15 protein-coding genes are annotated in these 16,323 nt (G+C 42.0%); 6 read left to right on the forward strand and 9 right to left on the reverse strand.

The features are described 5' to 3' along the window. Window positions 1-4: 4 nt before the first annotated feature. The 6 genes from polA to MFF31_RS22695 form a co-directional block, all read right to left on the reverse strand. Window positions 5-2,686 carry a DNA polymerase I gene (gene polA / locus MFF31_RS22670; RefSeq protein WP_238191270.1) on the reverse strand — a complete coding sequence of 894 codons (2,682 nt, stop codon included), beginning with the start codon at window positions 2,684-2,686 and terminating at the stop codon, window positions 5-7. A 111-nt stretch (window positions 2,687-2,797) separates the two neighbouring features. Beyond that, window positions 2,798-3,457: a phosphate signaling complex protein PhoU gene (phoU, locus tag MFF31_RS22675; RefSeq protein ID WP_238192211.1), complete on the reverse strand. Its 660-nt coding sequence runs from the start codon at window positions 3,455-3,457 to the stop codon at window positions 2,798-2,800. Between the two features lie 50 nt (window positions 3,458-3,507). Then, window positions 3,508-4,263, reverse strand: coding sequence for a phosphate ABC transporter ATP-binding protein PstB (gene pstB, locus MFF31_RS22680; protein WP_238191272.1), 756 nt, complete (start codon window positions 4,261-4,263; stop codon window positions 3,508-3,510). A gap of 22 nt (window positions 4,264-4,285) precedes the next feature. After that, on the reverse strand, window positions 4,286-5,161 hold the full coding sequence (gene pstA, locus MFF31_RS22685) for a phosphate ABC transporter permease PstA (protein ID WP_238191274.1): 876 nt from the start codon (window positions 5,159-5,161) through the stop codon (window positions 4,286-4,288). Between the two features lies 1 nt (window position 5,162). Then, on the reverse strand, window positions 5,163-6,071 hold the full coding sequence (gene pstC / locus MFF31_RS22690) for a phosphate ABC transporter permease subunit PstC (RefSeq protein ID WP_238192214.1): 909 nt from the start codon (window positions 6,069-6,071) through the stop codon (window positions 5,163-5,165). A 150-nt stretch (window positions 6,072-6,221) separates the two neighbouring features. Next, a complete protein-coding gene (locus MFF31_RS22695) occupies window positions 6,222-7,214 on the reverse strand; it encodes a PstS family phosphate ABC transporter substrate-binding protein (RefSeq protein ID WP_375541350.1) in 993 nt (330 codons plus the stop codon). Window positions 7,215-7,435: 221 nt separating this feature from the next. On the opposite strand from MFF31_RS22695, the gene MFF31_RS22700 reads away from it, so the two are divergent. The 4 genes from MFF31_RS22700 to MFF31_RS22715 are packed head-to-tail and all read left to right on the forward strand — an operon-like array spanning window position 7,436 to window position 10,737. Beyond that, on the forward strand, window positions 7,436-8,626 hold the full coding sequence (locus MFF31_RS22700) for a M20 family metallopeptidase (RefSeq protein WP_238191276.1): 1,191 nt from the start codon (window positions 7,436-7,438) through the stop codon (window positions 8,624-8,626). Between the two features lie 10 nt (window positions 8,627-8,636). After that, the gene (locus MFF31_RS22705) at window positions 8,637-9,398 is read left to right on the forward strand and encodes a threonine/serine exporter family protein (RefSeq protein ID WP_238191278.1); all 762 of its coding nucleotides are present in this window, start codon (window positions 8,637-8,639) and stop codon (window positions 9,396-9,398) included. Window positions 9,399-9,424: 26 nt separating this feature from the next. Continuing rightward, window positions 9,425-9,856: a threonine/serine exporter family protein gene (locus MFF31_RS22710; RefSeq protein ID WP_238191280.1), complete on the forward strand. Its 432-nt coding sequence runs from the start codon at window positions 9,425-9,427 to the stop codon at window positions 9,854-9,856. A gap of 14 nt (window positions 9,857-9,870) precedes the next feature. Next, a complete protein-coding gene (locus MFF31_RS22715; RefSeq protein ID WP_238191282.1) occupies window positions 9,871-10,737 on the forward strand; it encodes an AraC family transcriptional regulator in 867 nt (288 codons plus the stop codon). A 36-nt stretch (window positions 10,738-10,773) separates the two neighbouring features. Here MFF31_RS22715 and MFF31_RS22720 read toward each other — a convergent pair whose 3' ends face one another. The 3 genes from MFF31_RS22720 to MFF31_RS22730 form a co-directional block, all read right to left on the reverse strand. Continuing rightward, window positions 10,774-11,496, reverse strand: coding sequence for a response regulator transcription factor (locus tag MFF31_RS22720; RefSeq protein ID WP_238191283.1), 723 nt, complete (start codon window positions 11,494-11,496; stop codon window positions 10,774-10,776). A gap of 110 nt (window positions 11,497-11,606) precedes the next feature. Further along, the gene (gene pnpS / locus MFF31_RS22725) at window positions 11,607-13,385 is read right to left on the reverse strand and encodes a two-component system histidine kinase PnpS (RefSeq protein ID WP_238191285.1); all 1,779 of its coding nucleotides are present in this window, start codon (window positions 13,383-13,385) and stop codon (window positions 11,607-11,609) included. Between the two features lie 82 nt (window positions 13,386-13,467). Further along, window positions 13,468-14,445, reverse strand: coding sequence for a bile acid:sodium symporter family protein (locus tag MFF31_RS22730; RefSeq protein ID WP_238191287.1), 978 nt, complete (start codon window positions 14,443-14,445; stop codon window positions 13,468-13,470). A gap of 108 nt (window positions 14,446-14,553) precedes the next feature. On the opposite strand from MFF31_RS22730, the gene MFF31_RS22735 reads away from it, so the two are divergent. Together MFF31_RS22735 and MFF31_RS22740 are read left to right on the forward strand one after the other, a co-directional pair. After that, window positions 14,554-15,693: a YfbR-like 5'-deoxynucleotidase gene (locus MFF31_RS22735; protein WP_238191289.1), complete on the forward strand. Its 1,140-nt coding sequence runs from the start codon at window positions 14,554-14,556 to the stop codon at window positions 15,691-15,693. Between the two features lie 227 nt (window positions 15,694-15,920). After that, window positions 15,921-16,289 carry an iron chaperone gene (locus tag MFF31_RS22740; RefSeq protein WP_238191291.1) on the forward strand — a complete coding sequence of 123 codons (369 nt, stop codon included), beginning with the start codon at window positions 15,921-15,923 and terminating at the stop codon, window positions 16,287-16,289. Window positions 16,290-16,323 lie beyond the last annotated feature (34 nt).

A 16,323-nucleotide genomic window follows, 5' to 3' on the forward strand; every position in this document is an offset into this window, starting at 1 on the left:
AAGCTTACTTTGCTTCATACCAATTATCACCGAAGCTAACATCTGCCTTAAGCGGAACATCCAGCTTAAGCGCACCTGACATCACTTCTGGTACAAGCGTCTTCATTAATTCCAGCTCATCCGCTGGAACTTCAAAGACTAGCTCATCATGTACTTGCAATAGCATACGACTTTTTAGTCCACGCGAGCGCAGCGCTTCATCCATTTGAACCATAGCAAGCTTAATGATGTCTGCTGCAGTTCCTTGGATTGGTGTATTCATCGCAGTACGTTCCGCGAAGGAACGCAGATTAAAGTTCGACGCTTTAATCTCTGGCAAATAACGGCGGCGATCGAGCAGCGTTGTCACGTAGCCATCACTCTTCGCCTGAGCGACTATATCATCCATATAGCGGCGAACACCTTTGAATACGTTGAAATATTGTTCAATAAAGTGAGCTGCATCTTTACGCGTAATCCCAAGATTTTGCGATAATCCGAAATCACTTATCCCATAAACGATACCGAAGTTGACCGCTTTCGCAGATCGTCTCATATTGCTATCCACTTCATCAGCCGTTACACCGAATACATCCATCGCAGTTTTTGTATGAATGTCCATATCATTAATAAACGCTTCTTTTAAGTTCTCGTCACCTGAAATGTGAGCAAGCACTCGAAGCTCGATTTGGGAATAGTCGGCTGCCAATATGGACCAACCCGGCTCAGATGGAACAAATGCTTTACGGATTTGTCTTCCCTCTTCCAGTCGGATTGGAATGTTTTGCAAATTCGGAAATTGGCTGCTTAATCGACCTGTTGCCGCTATCGTCTGACGATAATACGTATGCACTTTACCTGTTTCCTTACGTATCTCTTTAAGCAATCCCTCTACATAAGTGGATTGCAACTTCGATAGCTGGCGGTAATGTAAAATTAACGGGATGATATCATGATAAGGAGCAAGCTCCTCCAGTACCTCAGCATCCGTCGAATATCCTGTTTTCGTCTTTTTCTTAGCTGGAAGTCCCAACTTATCAAATAATATTTCGCCAAGCTGCTTCGGAGAACCAATATTGAATTCTTGCCCTGCATGTGTATGGATTTCACTAATTAAAACTTTCAGCTGTGTTTCGAGCCCTTTTCCTAATGTCTCAAGCTCCTCATTCTTTACACGAATGCCCTGATGCTCCATTCCTGCAAGTACACGAGAAAGCGGCTGCTCCAGCTCAAAATAAAGCTTAGCCATGTCCGTACGCGACAGTTCTTCCGTAATAATCGGCAGCAATTGTCTGACGGCATCGCCCTTCAAAGCGAGGTGACGGAACAAGATGTCGTTGTCCGGCACTTTAAACTTAGCACCTTTGCCATAAACAGACTCATCCGAGGGTAAACCATACAATCCTTTACGATCATAAATCGCTCCAAGTGACAACGCACTTTCTGTAGGATCAAGTAGATAAGCACCCAACTGAACATCGAAAGCTGTTCCGCCAAGTGAATATCCCGCCCATTTGAGCGCCAACTCCGATTTGTGCATATCAAAGCCATACTTTGGAATACTTTCATCCGCCAGCCATTTTCTCAGCCCTTCAGCCTGTGGCAGCTGCAATGCCGCAAAAGGCAATACATATACATGATCCTCCAATGAGAATGATAAGCCAATTATCTCTGCATGATGAGGGTTTTCTCCAATTGCTTCTATGTATAGTCCATGCTTGTCCGACGTCGAAAGTTTTGTTAACAGCTCGTCAAACTTTACTAATTCATCGTCAACATCAATAATCGTAACTTCTAATTCTGCCGCAGCTGCTTTAGCTTCTGTCTCCGTTGCTCCGCCATCCTTCACGCTTAGTCCGAGTCTCTCCATGAGCGACTTGAACTCCAGCTTGCGGAACGCTTCACCAAGCTGCTCATTGTCATAACCAGCATAACGAATTTCTTCTGTTCCTGTCTCTAACGGTACTTCTCGGAAAATAGTTGCCAACTTCTTGCTCATTACAGCGTCATCGCGATGATTTTCAAGATTTTCCTTCAACTTGCCCTTCAGCTTGTCCAGATTGTCCAAAACATTCTCGACAGAATTGTATTCATGAAGCAGCTTAAGTGCAGTCTTCTCACCCACCCCAGGGACACCTGGGATGTTATCTGATGTATCTCCCATTAGACCTTTAAGATCAATGATTTGCAGTGGGGCTAACCCATACTTTTCTTGAATAGCATCTGGCGTATACAGATCAACTTCACTAACACCTTTACGCGTAACAGCAACTGTAACCCCAGTTGATGAAAGCTGCAGCATATCTTTGTCGCCTGTTACAACAATGGTTTGCACACCTTGCTCATCTGCTTGCTTCGTTAATGTTCCAATAATATCATCCGCCTCATAACCCGAAAGTTCGAACTGGGCAATGCCGAATGACGTAATAAGCTCCTTTAAAACTGGGAATTGTTCGGATAACTCAGGTGGTGTCTTCTGTCTTCCGCCTTTATATTCACTGTAGCCTTCATGTCGGAACGTAATTTTGCCCGCGTCGAAAGCGACGAGTACATGAGTTGGCTTATGCTCTTCAAGCAGCTTAAGCAACATCGTAGTAAAACCGTATATTGCATTCGTATGTTGTCCCGCAGAGTTCGTCAGCGGCGGCATTGCAAAAAATGCCCTGTACGCGATACTGTTTCCATCAATTAACATCCATTTATCCATATGTTTCATTAGCACCTCACTTCAATACTATCCTAACTACTATCATACCACAAAATGGGCTTTTCCCAAGCATCGCAACTGACGTCCGATACGGGAAAAGCCCATTTTTGTTTATGCATTTAGATCTGGTCTGCTGCCTGTTACGAGGTATACGACACTTTCACCAATATTAGTTGCATGATCGCCGAACCTTTCCATCGAACGCCCCACAAATGCAAGTAATGAAGCCTGTGCGATGTTACGAGGATTTTCCATCATAAGCATCGTAAGCTCTCGTGTAATCTGACCAAACAGCGCATCTACTTGGTCATCATCTTTAGCCATCTTGTAAGCTAAATCCACATTTTCATGGATAAAGGATTGAATTGATTCATACGTCATCGTCTGAACGACTTCGGCCATGCGCGGTAGATCAATTAGCGGCTTAATCAGTGTCTGACCTTCAAGTCTCAGCACAACCTTCGCTATATCAACAGAAATGTCGCCCATTCTCTCAAGGTCGCTAGCAATGCGGAAAGCTGACAATATTCTACGCAAATCTTTGGCAACTGGCTGCTGGGTTGCAATCAGCTTTGAGCCTAGCTCCATAATTTTTTCTTCCATATTGTTTAGCTTCGGATCTTCGTTAATGACGACCTGAGCCCGCTTCATATCCACATCCTTTAATGCTTCCATTGACTCCACAAGCGCATGTTCAACGAAATTACCCATATCTACAAGCAAATTATGAAGCTGCTCCAAACCTTGATCGAACTCTTTCCGTATCGTCATCATTCGAATACCCCCTATGAGTTAATCTTTGCCACTATTTATTAGGAAAATTAACCGAAACGACCGCTGATATAGTCCTCTGTCCGCTGATCTGACGGGTTGGAGAACAACTTCTCTGTTTCCGAATATTCAACGACTTCTCCGTTTAAGAAAAATACAGTTTGATTGGAAACACGTGCCGCTTGATGCATGTTGTGGGTAACCATTACGATTGTGTAGCGATCTTTAAGCTCCTGAGCCAGCTCTTCGATCTTCAAAGTAGAGATTGGGTCAAGTGCTGAAGTCGCTTCATCCATAAGCAATATGTCTGGATTAACAGCAAGTGCGCGAGCAATGCAAAGTCGCTGTTGCTGACCGCCTGATATGCTTAGTGCTGAACGTTTCAAATGATCTTTAACTTCGTTCCATAGAGCAGCCGATTTTAAGCTAGTTTCAACAATTTCATCTAGTTGCTTTTTATTTGTAATTCCATGCAGTCGAGGACCGTAAGCAACATTGTCGTAGATCGATTTCGGGAAAGGGTTCGGCTGTTGGAACACCATGCCCACTTTTTTGCGTAGTGTCTCCACATCAACTTCGTTGGAATAAATGTCAGTTCCACTTATTGATAAGCCGCCTTCAATGCGAGTGCCCGGAATCATATCATTCATTCGATTTAATGTACGAAGCAGAGTGGACTTGCCGCATCCTGATGGCCCGATAAAAGCTGTAATAGCCTTTTCCGGTATCGTTAACGTGACATCCTTCAATGCATGGAACGTTCCGTAAAATAAGTTCAACTTGTTAATGTTAATAAATGCTTCCATGTCGTTCCCTCCATTATCTGGACTACACATTTTTTTGATATTTGTTACGAAGCAGAATGGCTGAGAAATTCATCAACAGCAACAATACAAGAAGAACGATTATGCCACTTGCAGCAAGCTCTTTAAATTCTAACTGAGGTTTAGACAACCAGTTGTAAATTTGAATTGGCATGACCGTAAATGAATCTGTAAGTCCATCTGGCAAAAATGCTACATACGTCAGTGCACCTATCATAACTAATGGCGCAGTTTCTCCAATAGCACGAGACATTGCGAGAATGACACCGGTCAAAATACCGGAAATAGCTGAAGGTAGAACTGATCTTGACACAGTCTGCCACTTCGTTGCACCAAGTGCAAACGATGCATCTCTTCTCGACTTCGGAACTGCTCGAATCGCTTCCTGAGCAGACACGATAATGATCGGCAATACAAGTAGCGTCATTGTTAACGCACCAGCGATCAAGCTTTTTTCAAGAGACAACAATCTGACAAACAAGGTTAATCCCAAAATGCCATATACGATAGATGGCACACCTGCAAGTGTACTAATATTTAGCTGAATAAGACGAGTAAAGCGGCCTTTTGTTGCATACTCCTCTAAGTAGATCGCTGCCCCAACTCCGAATATAAAAGAGATAGGAGCCATAATAAGAAGCATATAGATCGTACCTACGATTGCCGATTTCATCCCTGCTCCCTCTGCTTTTCGTGAAGGGAACTCCGTAAACAAGCTTGGCTGAAGTCTAGCAATACCGTCTATTACAATATCTATCAAAAGTGCACTCAATGCGATTACACCAACTGATGTCGCTAGTACAAATAAGAGATGTAGTATAAAGTCTGTTCTTCTGCGTCCTGCAATCTGACTTCTATTCGCATCATGGAATATATTCATTCTAGTATTCCTCCCTGAATCGTCTTGCAATATATTGGGCAAGAATATTAAGCAAGAAGGTGATGACGAACAAGGTCATTCCTACTGCAAAGATGGAGCCATACTCGATCGAGCCGTGCGGTGTGTCTCCAAGACTAACTTGAACGATATAAGCAGTCATCGTTTGTATACTTTCCAGCGGATTAGCCGTCAAATTTGGCGTTGAACCCGCGGCCAGCGTTACGATCATAGTCTCACCAATCGCTCTTGAGAATGCAAGCACTGCGGATGCTACGATTCCAGAGAAAGCAGCTGGAACTACAATCTTCAATGCAACTTCGAAGCGAGTTGCGCCTAGTGCATACGCACCGTCCCGCAGTGATCTTGGTACAGCAGACATCGCATCTTCGCTAAGTGAGCAAACCATCGGAATAATCATAATACCTACCACGATGCCTGCACTTAGTGCGTTAAATATGCCTGCGCTGTTAAAGATCGATTGAATAATCGGTGTTACGATACTAAGTGCAAAGTACCCGTAAACAATTGTTGGTACACCTGCAAGAACTTCTAAAATGGGCTTTACGATTTTACGTACCTTCTTTGGCGCATATTCAGACAAGTAGATCGCACTCGCAAGTCCAATCGGAACAGCAACCAAACAGGCAATGACTGTAATTAGCAACGTTCCAGATAGAAGTGGCAATATGCCATAACTTGTCGGTGGAATAAGTGGTGACCACTTCGTTCCGAATAAGAAATCTGAGATCGGTATTGTTTTGAAAAATTGGTACGTTTCAGTCGCAAGTGTGATGACGATTCCTAACGTCGTTAGAACAGACACAATCGCGCAGAAGAATAATAATACGGGCATAATTTTATTCATTACGCTGACTCTACTATTTTTGAACGGGTTGACCGCTCTAGTCATAGATTGCGCTTCTTCTTTTGTCGACAGAACATTGCGCGGCATATGGCGATCCTCCTAAACGTTTACAATTCATTTACATATATGGCGAGAAAAATGTGATGTCCCTCAAGACACCACAGAATCCTCATCACCGATTAGCTGCTATTCTAATTATTGAATTTTAGCTGCTTCTTCCTTATACTTCTCGTCTGGCAGTGATACATATCCAACTTCGCCAGCCATCTTACCAATGTTATTGATATAGAAGTTTACGAATTCTTTCACTTCTTTGCGCTCTAGCTCTTTATCACTCACATAGATGTATAGCGGACGAGACAATGGAGCATACGTACCGTCTTTAATCGTGTCATACGTAGGTGAAACTGGGCCTTTGCCGCCATCGATTGGAACTAGTTTTAGCTTGTCTTGGTTCTCTTCGTAATAAGCGAAGCCAAAGTAGCCAATTCCGTATTTACTGCCTGATATTCCGACTACTAGTGAATTATCATCCTCACTGAATGTGATTGTATCTGTATCGTTGCGAATGCCCTCTTTGTGCAAGATTGCTTCATTGAAATAGTCATAAGTTCCAGAATCCGCTCCTGGTGAGAACATAACGATTGGTTCTGCTGGCCAAGTATCACGCACTTCATTCCAAGTCTTCACTGTGCTTCCTGTTTTGAAAATCTTGTTTAGCTCATCAACTGTAAGGTGATCGATAAAGTCATTTTCTTTGCTGACTACAACAGATAGTCCGTCATAAGCTACTGAAAGTTCTTTAAATGAAACGCCGTTAGTTGTGCATGCTGCAGCTTCTTCTTCTTTAATCGGACGTGATGCATCCGCAATTGCAATTTCACCAGCACAGAACTGTTTAAATCCGCCACCTGTTCCAGAAACACCTACTGGTACACGTACATCAGGCTGCTCTGCTCTGAACTCCTCCGCTGCTGCTTCCGTCAAAGGGAAAACGGTACTTGAACCGTCTACTTTAATTTCTCCTGTTAATTTGACCGAATTTTCTGTTGGGGTAGTTGTCGCCGAGTTGCCCGAAGTTGCTCCGTTTTTTGAATTAGTTCCACTATTTCCGCACGCTCCTGTGAACACTAACATTGCTGCCATCACTAATGTAATAATTCCTTTAACTTTTCCCGTTTTAACCAACTCTATCACTCCCCAATGTTTGGTGTTCTCTTTGTCGTTTACAAGTTCTATATTACTGGTGGTTTGTTAATCGAGTATTCCCGTTTTGTTATCGCAATGTTAAATGTTTAATAGGCCGAATATGCTATAATAGAACTCTCGACAGGCAACATAATATGAGCCGCGATAACCTATGCAAATACATTTACAGAACAAGGAAAGATACATTGGAGGATGTCATAATGGTAAACAAACAAACCATATCGGAATCGATAGATCAACATGCAGAAACATTTCGCAACATTTCATTAGCAATTGGGAACAGACCTGAGCTAGGTCATGAAGAGGTATTCGCCTCTGGATTGTTAAGTGAGGAGCTTGAGAGACAAGGATTTGTCGTTGAGCGCGGAGTATTGGGACTTGCAACCGCTTTTATAGCGGTTCACGATACAGGCAAGCCGGGACCTACAGTCGGCTTCTTATGCGAGTACGATGCATTACCCGATCTAGGTCATGCATGTGGACATCATCTTATTTGTTCCATGAGTGCAATGGCTGCTGTTGGACTAAAAGCAGTTGCTCACGAACTAGGCGGTATCATTCGTGTATATGGAACACCTGCAGAAGAGACAAAAGGGGCAAAAGTTCCGATGTCCGAGGCTGGTCTATTTGACGATTGTGACTTTGTCCTTATGGCGCATCCTTATCATTCCTATGAAAGATCTGGTAAATCACTTGCACTTGATGCCATTCAATTCGAGTTTACTGGTGTCGCTGCTCATGCTGCTGCTAGTCCGCATGAAGGTGTCAACGCTCTTGATGCCGTTATTTCATTATTCAACAGCGTAAATTCACTTCGCCAACAAACAAAAAGTGATACGCGTATTCACGGCATTATCGACGATGGCGGAAGTGCGCCGAACATTATTCCTGATTACGCTTCGGCTAAATTTTATGTACGTTCTGCTTCTCGTTCCTATACAAATGAACTTACTGCCAAAGTAATGAAATGTGCGGAAGCTGCCGCACTTTCAACCGGCTGTACGTTACAAACAAACAACTATGAGTTTTCATATGATGAGTTAATAACTAATGAAGCACTTTCCAACCAATTTAATCTCAATCTAATCCAGGCAGGAATTGCACCTGAAGAAATTGAGTCAGGCAAAGATAACGGTTCTCTAGATCTAGGTAATGTATCTGTTCGTTGTCCTGCGATCCATCCTTACGTAAAGATTGTAGAAGAACGATTCATGCTTCATACTGATGCTTTCCGCGATGCGGCCATGACTGAAAAGGCTCTTGATCGAATGATTTTTGGCGCCAAGATGCTGGCAGGAACTGCCTATGATGTCTTCACGGATTCCGAACTTCTTGCCCGAATTCGCAAAGAATTCAATGAGCAAGTAAACGCAACAAGTATTCATTCTTAAGAGGAACGTGATGAACATTCATAGCCAGGAGCAAACCCATCTTATTACGCAAGTCTGCCTGCTTGCAGGAAAAATCATTTTGCAAAACGGCGGAGAAACTTACCGTGTCGAAGATACAATGGCACGAATTGCGTCAGCGTACGGCATTAACAGTTCCCAGAGTTTCGTAACTCCAACAGGGCTTATATTCGCCATTGACGGCTACACGCAGATTACAAGACTCATTCGTATTTCAGATCGTTCTACCAATCTGCTCAAAGTATCGCTTGTTAATGATATTTCAAGACGAATATGCAGTGGAGATCTTGAAACGGAGGAGGCTCATCGCCTTCTTCAGCAATTAGATGTCACTTCTTACGACTATTCTAATAGGCTTAAGGTGCTCGCATCCACGATAGCCTGTGGATGCTTTGTCATTATGTTTCAAGGAACCTGGGCTGATTTTTTGCCTGCGGCATTTATAGGTGGATTTGCTTATTTATTTTTCCTTATCGCACATCATTTTGTTCCAATCAAATTTTTTGCAGAGTTTATGACTTCCATTATGGTCGGTCTTCTTGCTGTACTAGCTGTTCATCTGGGGTTTGGGCAAGATCTTGATAAAATTATTATTGGATCCGTTATGCCGCTTGTTCCTGGCTTGCATATTACGAACGCCGTTCGCGATCTAATGGCAGGACATCTCGTCTCGGGGCTGTCTAAAGGTGCTGAAGCCTTCTTAACTGCATTTGCAATTGGGGCCGGCATCGCAACAGTTCTGTCCTTTTATTAGAAACCGCGGAAGGAGCATAACTGCTCATGTACTTATTTGCTCAATTAATTACTAGTTTTATATCGTCTGCCGCATTTTCATTCATATTTAATGTGCCCAAGAAATTGCTTCCATATTGCGGTACTGTTGGTATGCTCGGCTGGGGCGTTTATATTGTCGGAACGATGCTTGGTCTTGATACTATTCCAGCTACACTTATTGCATCTTTTCTTGTAACGATTATTAGTCAATTGTTCTCCAAACTTTTTAAAACTCCAATTATAGTGTTTAGTGTGTCTGGCATTATCCCTTTAGTTCCTGGCGGCATAGCCTTTGACGCGATGAAACATGTTGTGGAGAATCAATATGATACTGCTGTGCAACTAGCGGTGAAAGCTTTTATGATATCGGGTGCAATCGCGATTGGTCTTGTTTTCTCAGAAGTAATTAATCAGATTATTCGTAGATCTGGACGCTGAAGGAGGATGGTATAGTGGAGGCATTCAATGAGAAAGTAGCATATGAAAATCCGCTGCTGTCGCTTCATATTTTTCGAACTGTTAGGGATGGTCTAGGATTTTCCAATTGGCATTACCATAAGCAGTTGGAATTGCTTCTTATATTAGAGGGTGAATTGGACGTATATCTCGAAGAAGAAACGTATCAGATGAAAGCAGGCGACCTCATTATTCTAGGTGCATCTGAGCTTCATCGAGACCGCAGTACCTCTCGACTAGATTACATCGTCCTACAGTTCGATTTGGAACAGTTTTTTGATCATAGCTCGATCCCATATATCCGCTATTTCACAGAGTCGCATGTTCCGCTTAGCAAAGCAAATTATATTTTCCAAGAAAACAATTCCATCAAGGCGCAAACAGCTAAGTGCATCCAAGAAATATTAAAGGAAACAAATCGTAAAGATACAGGGTATGAGCTCGCAGTTAGCATACTCATCAAACAAATTTTGCTGCACTTGCTTCGCGGCGACACACGCAAGGTGCTTGTTGAACAGGACAATTTCGACAAAGCTCGTCTAAAGCCTGTGCTCGATTACATTGAAAACCATCTAGCTGAACGAATAGCAGTCGAAGAGGTTTGTAAGATCGCTAACATGAGCTACTATTACTTCGTCAAATATTTTAAAAAGACGATTGGTCTTTCCTTCACTGAATATGTCAATTACCGCAAAGTGAAATGGGCAGAACGATTATTGCTAACTAAAGATTTAAGCATTTCGGAAGTGGGTGAACGTATCGGAATGCCGAATATGGCTCATTTCTACAAAATGTTCAAAAAGTACAACGATTGCTCGCCCAAACAATTTCAACGAAAAATGCTTATGTGGCAAAAGAATTAGCGCTCTACAAAACGTTAATCAAAAAAACTCGCATCCCTATAATTTAGGGCTTGCGAGTTTTTTTGGCATTACGACCTTGTAACCTACACCTCGAATAGATTCTATCTGGACAGATTGCTGACCGAGTTCCAGCTTCTTGCGCAATGAGCTGACATGAACGTCAACCGTTCTTTGTCCCCCAATATAGTCAAATCCCCATACGACGTTCATCAGATCATCACGTGTAATAACCATGCCAGGTCGCTGAACGAGATAAAGAAGCACTTCAAATTCTTTTGGTCTTAGCTGGATAGGATCTCCATTAACGACGACTTCATATTTTTCTGGATAAATGCTGAGTTCTCCAACAGTAATCACTTTTTCATTAGACAATACAGGTGGAAGATCATCCTGCTGCGTACGTCTAAGTACGGCAGATACACGGGCTAACAATTCTGCAACGCCGAATGGCTTCGTAATATAATCGTCGGCTCCGTGTTTAAGACCTTGTACTACTTCTTCCTCTGCATTACGAGCGGTAAGTATAATGACAGGTGTACGCACTCTATTTTGGCGAAGACGATTTAACACTTCAAAGCCATTTAGGCCCGGCAACATAATATCCAATATAATCAGATCAAATGTTCCTTGAAGCGCCGTCTGCAATCCTTCACCGCCATGATCGATAACCGTCGTCTCATATCCTTCTTGAGTCAAATTGTAAGACAACAATCTTGCTAACGTCGGTTCGTCTTCTATAACTAGCACTTTATGCGACATTTTGACCTCCAAAACTATACAGAGTGGCGTTCAATTTCGACTCCATCTCTAATTTCACATCATTCACCCATTCAGTTTAACATGGTTTTATAATTTAATGGTAAACCTTTTTATTGGATAATTGGCAGTTCTATAATGAACGTACTGCCAACTTCAGCGTTGCTTTCAACAGATATGGTGCCTTTATGCAATTCCACCAAATGTTTAACAATAGATAATCCAAGCCCTGTACCACCTGAACTGCGCGAGCGAGCCTTGTCTACACGATAGAATCGTTCGAATATACGCGGAAGATCTTTTTTAGGAATGCCAATGCCCGTATCTTTGATTACTATTCTAATGTGATCGTTGTCCGGCTCATCAATTATAACCGAAACACTACCTCCCTCAGGGGTATAATTAATACCGTTGGAAAGCAGATTCATCATAATTTGACGCAATCGATCCTCATCAGCTTCAACAAACAAACCAGGTTCCATTTTGCAATGCAATTGAATTCCTTTTTGATTTGCTTCTGATTCCAATACCCTAAATGTTTTCGAAATAAAACTATCTAGCTCAACAGGCGAGAAAATGAGCGGAACACGTCTTGATTCAATCTTCGACAGCTCCAATATATCTCCGATCAAACGATTTAACCGTTCGCTTTCATCATAAATAATTTGAAGAAATGTTCTTGTCGTTTCTTCATCTTTTACCGCCCCACCTAGAAGAGTCTCAGCAAAACCTTTCACTGCTGTAATTGGCGTCTTAAGCTCATGTGAGACGTTAGCGACAAACTCACTTCTCATTCGTTCCAGCCTGCGTATAGCTGATACATCCTGTAGCACAAGCAGCACACCGCCTAATTCACCTGGTCCGCTCTGACTGATTGGCACCAGATTAAGCTCTAGCAATCTCTCCTCGGGGAAATAAAACATAATTTCTTCCCGTATATGTCTTCTTGTATCAAGTGACTCCTGAATAATTTGCGCTAGCTCATATTGCTGCTTAGCCTCAACAAAGTGCCTGCCCACTAACTCACGAGCCGAGAATCCGAGTACTTCTTCCGCTCGCCGGTTCATTAGCAATATTTGACCCTTAGCATCAATCATAACGATACCATTGATCATATTCGCTAAGACGCTTTCTAGCTGACTTTCATTTTGTTTTATACGTTCCATTTGAATCTCAAGGCTATCAGCCATCGCATTTATTGCAACGCCTAACTCACCGATCTCATTTTGCTTTGTCACTTTAACACGTGCTCTGTAGTCCATATTTTTAATTTTTTTGGCTACTTTAGTAATTTGATCAAGCGGTCTAGTCAATCCAAGTGCAATACGGTAACTTATAAGCGCCGCAAATAGAAATAGTAGGATCAAACCACCTATTAGTACCATCGTCAATCTGCCGATGCTTTGATCAACTTCAACCAAACTCATTGCCATACGGATGACATGTGGTTCCGTAATCGAGGCATTCGCGACCGGAATAGCGACATACACCATCCTCTGATCCATCGTTTCACTTGGTCTAACGGTTCTGCCAATGCCATTGGCGAGAGCAACTTGAACTTCTTCGCGTTCAAGATGATTATCCATCTCATGCGCATCATAATCGGAATCCCCAATAACAACGCCATCACTTCGGATAAAGGTTAAACGAGCATCAGTAAGCTTCTTAAGCTCTTTTGCTTCACTTGTGTAATAATTAATCAACCCTTCAATATCCCCAGATCGCCACTCCATCTTAGCAGCAATAAGCTGCATTTGGCGGACCATGTTATCCTCTAGCGCATTAATATGATTATTTTTAAAGGTCGTCATCATCAATATCCCTGCTGCTGATACAGACAAGGCAATTATTGATATCATTATAAATGTAAGTCTCGTTCGAAAACTGTTCAATCCGTTTCACTCCTTAACAAGGGGCATTCTCGTTTGGACAATAGCGTCCATTACTCAACTGCTTTTTGTAGATTCACAACGATTATGTTACATGCCTTTTGCTTGCTTTGCTACTCTTCTGTTTATTAATTTTTTGTAAAATGTAATGGTGAACAGTTGCCAGTGGTTGTTGAATCAATATAGATAACACTACTGGAACGGCTGCTAATGGGCTAAAATATGCTAAAGCAAGTACTATTCCGAGTGAAATATTTCTCATTCCCGTTGCATAAGAAACTGTAATTTGCATCTTGCTGTCTCTGAAACCCGCTGTACCGACAAACCCAAGTGCATAACACAAACTAACAAGGACTACGACAATTGGCACTAACATTAACATGTCCTGTTTAAGCTGTCCTACGAATGGTGCAATGGCAGAAGCGTTAAGTGCCACCACACCGACAAAACACAGTTTTGATATTGGAGCTGTAAATGGTTTTGCCCGCTCCTGAATCCTCCCCTTCGACCATTCGTGCAAACCAACGCCAATTATCGTGGGCAATACGATAAGTATTGTCAAATCGAGCATGAGCGGCAGAACCTTTACTTCGATAGCTGAGTCAAAAAATAGGTGAATCGTTGCTGGCACCACAAGTGGACTAAGAAGGGAATCTAATACGACCATGGCAAGTACTAAGGGTATATTCCCACCGGACATACTTACCCATAGCACCGTCGATATACCTAGAGGAATTACCGTAAATAACACTAATCCAATTACATATGGCGAATCTATGCCAAATACGGCTACTCCAATGCCATATGCAACTATCGGTGAAATAACATGTGCCAAAAAGAATGTAAGTCCCATAACAGCCGGCTTCCGCATCACTTCCTTCAGCTGACTAAGTCCGCAACCCATTGCCATCGTTAATGTGACGAAAGCAAATAAATAAGGAACAGCATGAACCATGGGCTGCAATGTTGAAGCAAATAGGAATCCTAATACGAGTGAGCTTGGAATAATTAAAAACATCCACTTTTCGAAATAATGGTTAAATGCTAGACCAAACCTCTCCACAACAATCCCTCATCCATATTATCTAGTCTCGTTCTTTAATAAGCCTTATAATAGCATAGACATAGTCTTGGTAGAACACTTCCTACAAAAGAGAATAGGTGGTGCAATTTGAAAAACAGTCGTTTCACTAACGCGATCATCGGTATGCAATATGTTTCACGGTGGAAGGAATATTCACCGCGGTATAAGGACAATGCTGCTAGTCATAGTTTTCGCTGTGCATCCATTGCGATTCTCATTGGCATTATCGAGGAGAAGATATACGGTCAATCCCTTGATAAGTTAACGATCGTCGCTAGAGCGCTGCTTCACGATTTGAACGAAACAGTTACAGGCTCTATTAAATATGTTACAAAAAAAGATGCCCATGTTGCAGAACATATACAAAAGCTAGAAAACGAGGTTAGCAAAGAAATCGTTTCGTATTTATCCAAATCGCTGCAGCCGCATTTCTACGACTACATTGTAGATGCAGAAGACGATTCCTATATCGGAAGGCTTGTCCGTGGGATCGACTCATTTGACGCAATGTTATTTTGCAAACGGGAGTACGAGCTGGACTCAAATCCTTACTTCAAGCTCAAATTTGAGCAATTGCAGGGCGAACTTACCCAATCCACATGCCAATCCATCACATGGTTGCTGGAAGCGCTCAGGAACGAAGACGGCGTGCAGCAATTTCTTAATCACATACTCAATTTGGATCTCATTGAACGCTGGGGCGGGAGCTTTAACCTCATTCCGGACAATGATGCCACCCACTCTTTTCGTGTGGCAGCTATGTCATTGTTTAATGGACTGCTAGAAACGGAACGATTCGGGGGGCAGAACATCGATCTTTATCGGCTGCTTGGCAAGTCGATTATGCACGACATTGTAGAAGGTGTTAGTGGAGATGTAGCATCTCCCATCAAAAAATCTTCACCCGTCATCCGAGAAGCGTTCGAGCAATATGAGCAACAGGTAGCGAAAGAAATGGTGCTCAAACTGCCTCTCTTCTTCCATGAAGAAATGATGGATTTCCTCGTTCACTCCAAAGATAGTTCATATGAAGGACAACTAGTTGATATTGCTGATAAAATTGATGCTTTAATTAAAAGCAATCTGGAAATGCGAAACAATCCTCATTATGGGGATAAATACTATAAGCAACTCGTGCATATTCAGCATCATTATGAAAACCCATGTGTAATTTTCTTTCTTGCTTACATTCTTCATGATCTTACTTATGATCATTTTGTCAGATGACCTTTTACGACAAAAAGCAGGTTAATACATCGCAGGAGGAATAGGCATGGATTCCTTTCGAAGGTGAAGGTCTTGTTCTTTATTTTGAAGCAAAATTGATAAATGACAATGAGATTTGATAAAATGATTAAATGATAATACGGTTTAACAAAAATAATCACTTTGGTTATGATGCCTTTAAGATGTTATTTATTCACAAATATTAAGTATAGGTAGGTGGGAACTACGTGGAAGTTTTTTCAGAGTTTTTGGAGAAAATTGATAATCCGCAACATCGGGAGCGAACAGAAGAAGTTTTTGCTTGGGTAGCCAAAACATTTCCAACTTTACAGCCAAAGATTGCGTGGAATCAGCCTATGTTTACCGATCACGACACCTTTATTATTGGCTTTAGCACAGCCAAACAACATTTAGCTATTTCACCTGAAGAAGCAGGAATTAATCACTTTTCTGATGAAATTATTCGGGCCGGCTATGATCACACAAAAAATTTGATGCGTATACGATGGAGTAGTCCGGTTGATTTTTCATTACTCGAGAAAATGATCCAGTTTAATATTAGCGATAAGGCAGACTGCTCAACATTTTGGCGCTAATGAAATAAAAGCAACCAATTAAAATACAAAAGTG

This window comes from Paenibacillus sp. L3-i20 (genome assembly GCF_022180385.2).
Taxonomy (GTDB): Bacteria; Bacillota; Bacilli; order Paenibacillales; family Paenibacillaceae; genus Pristimantibacillus.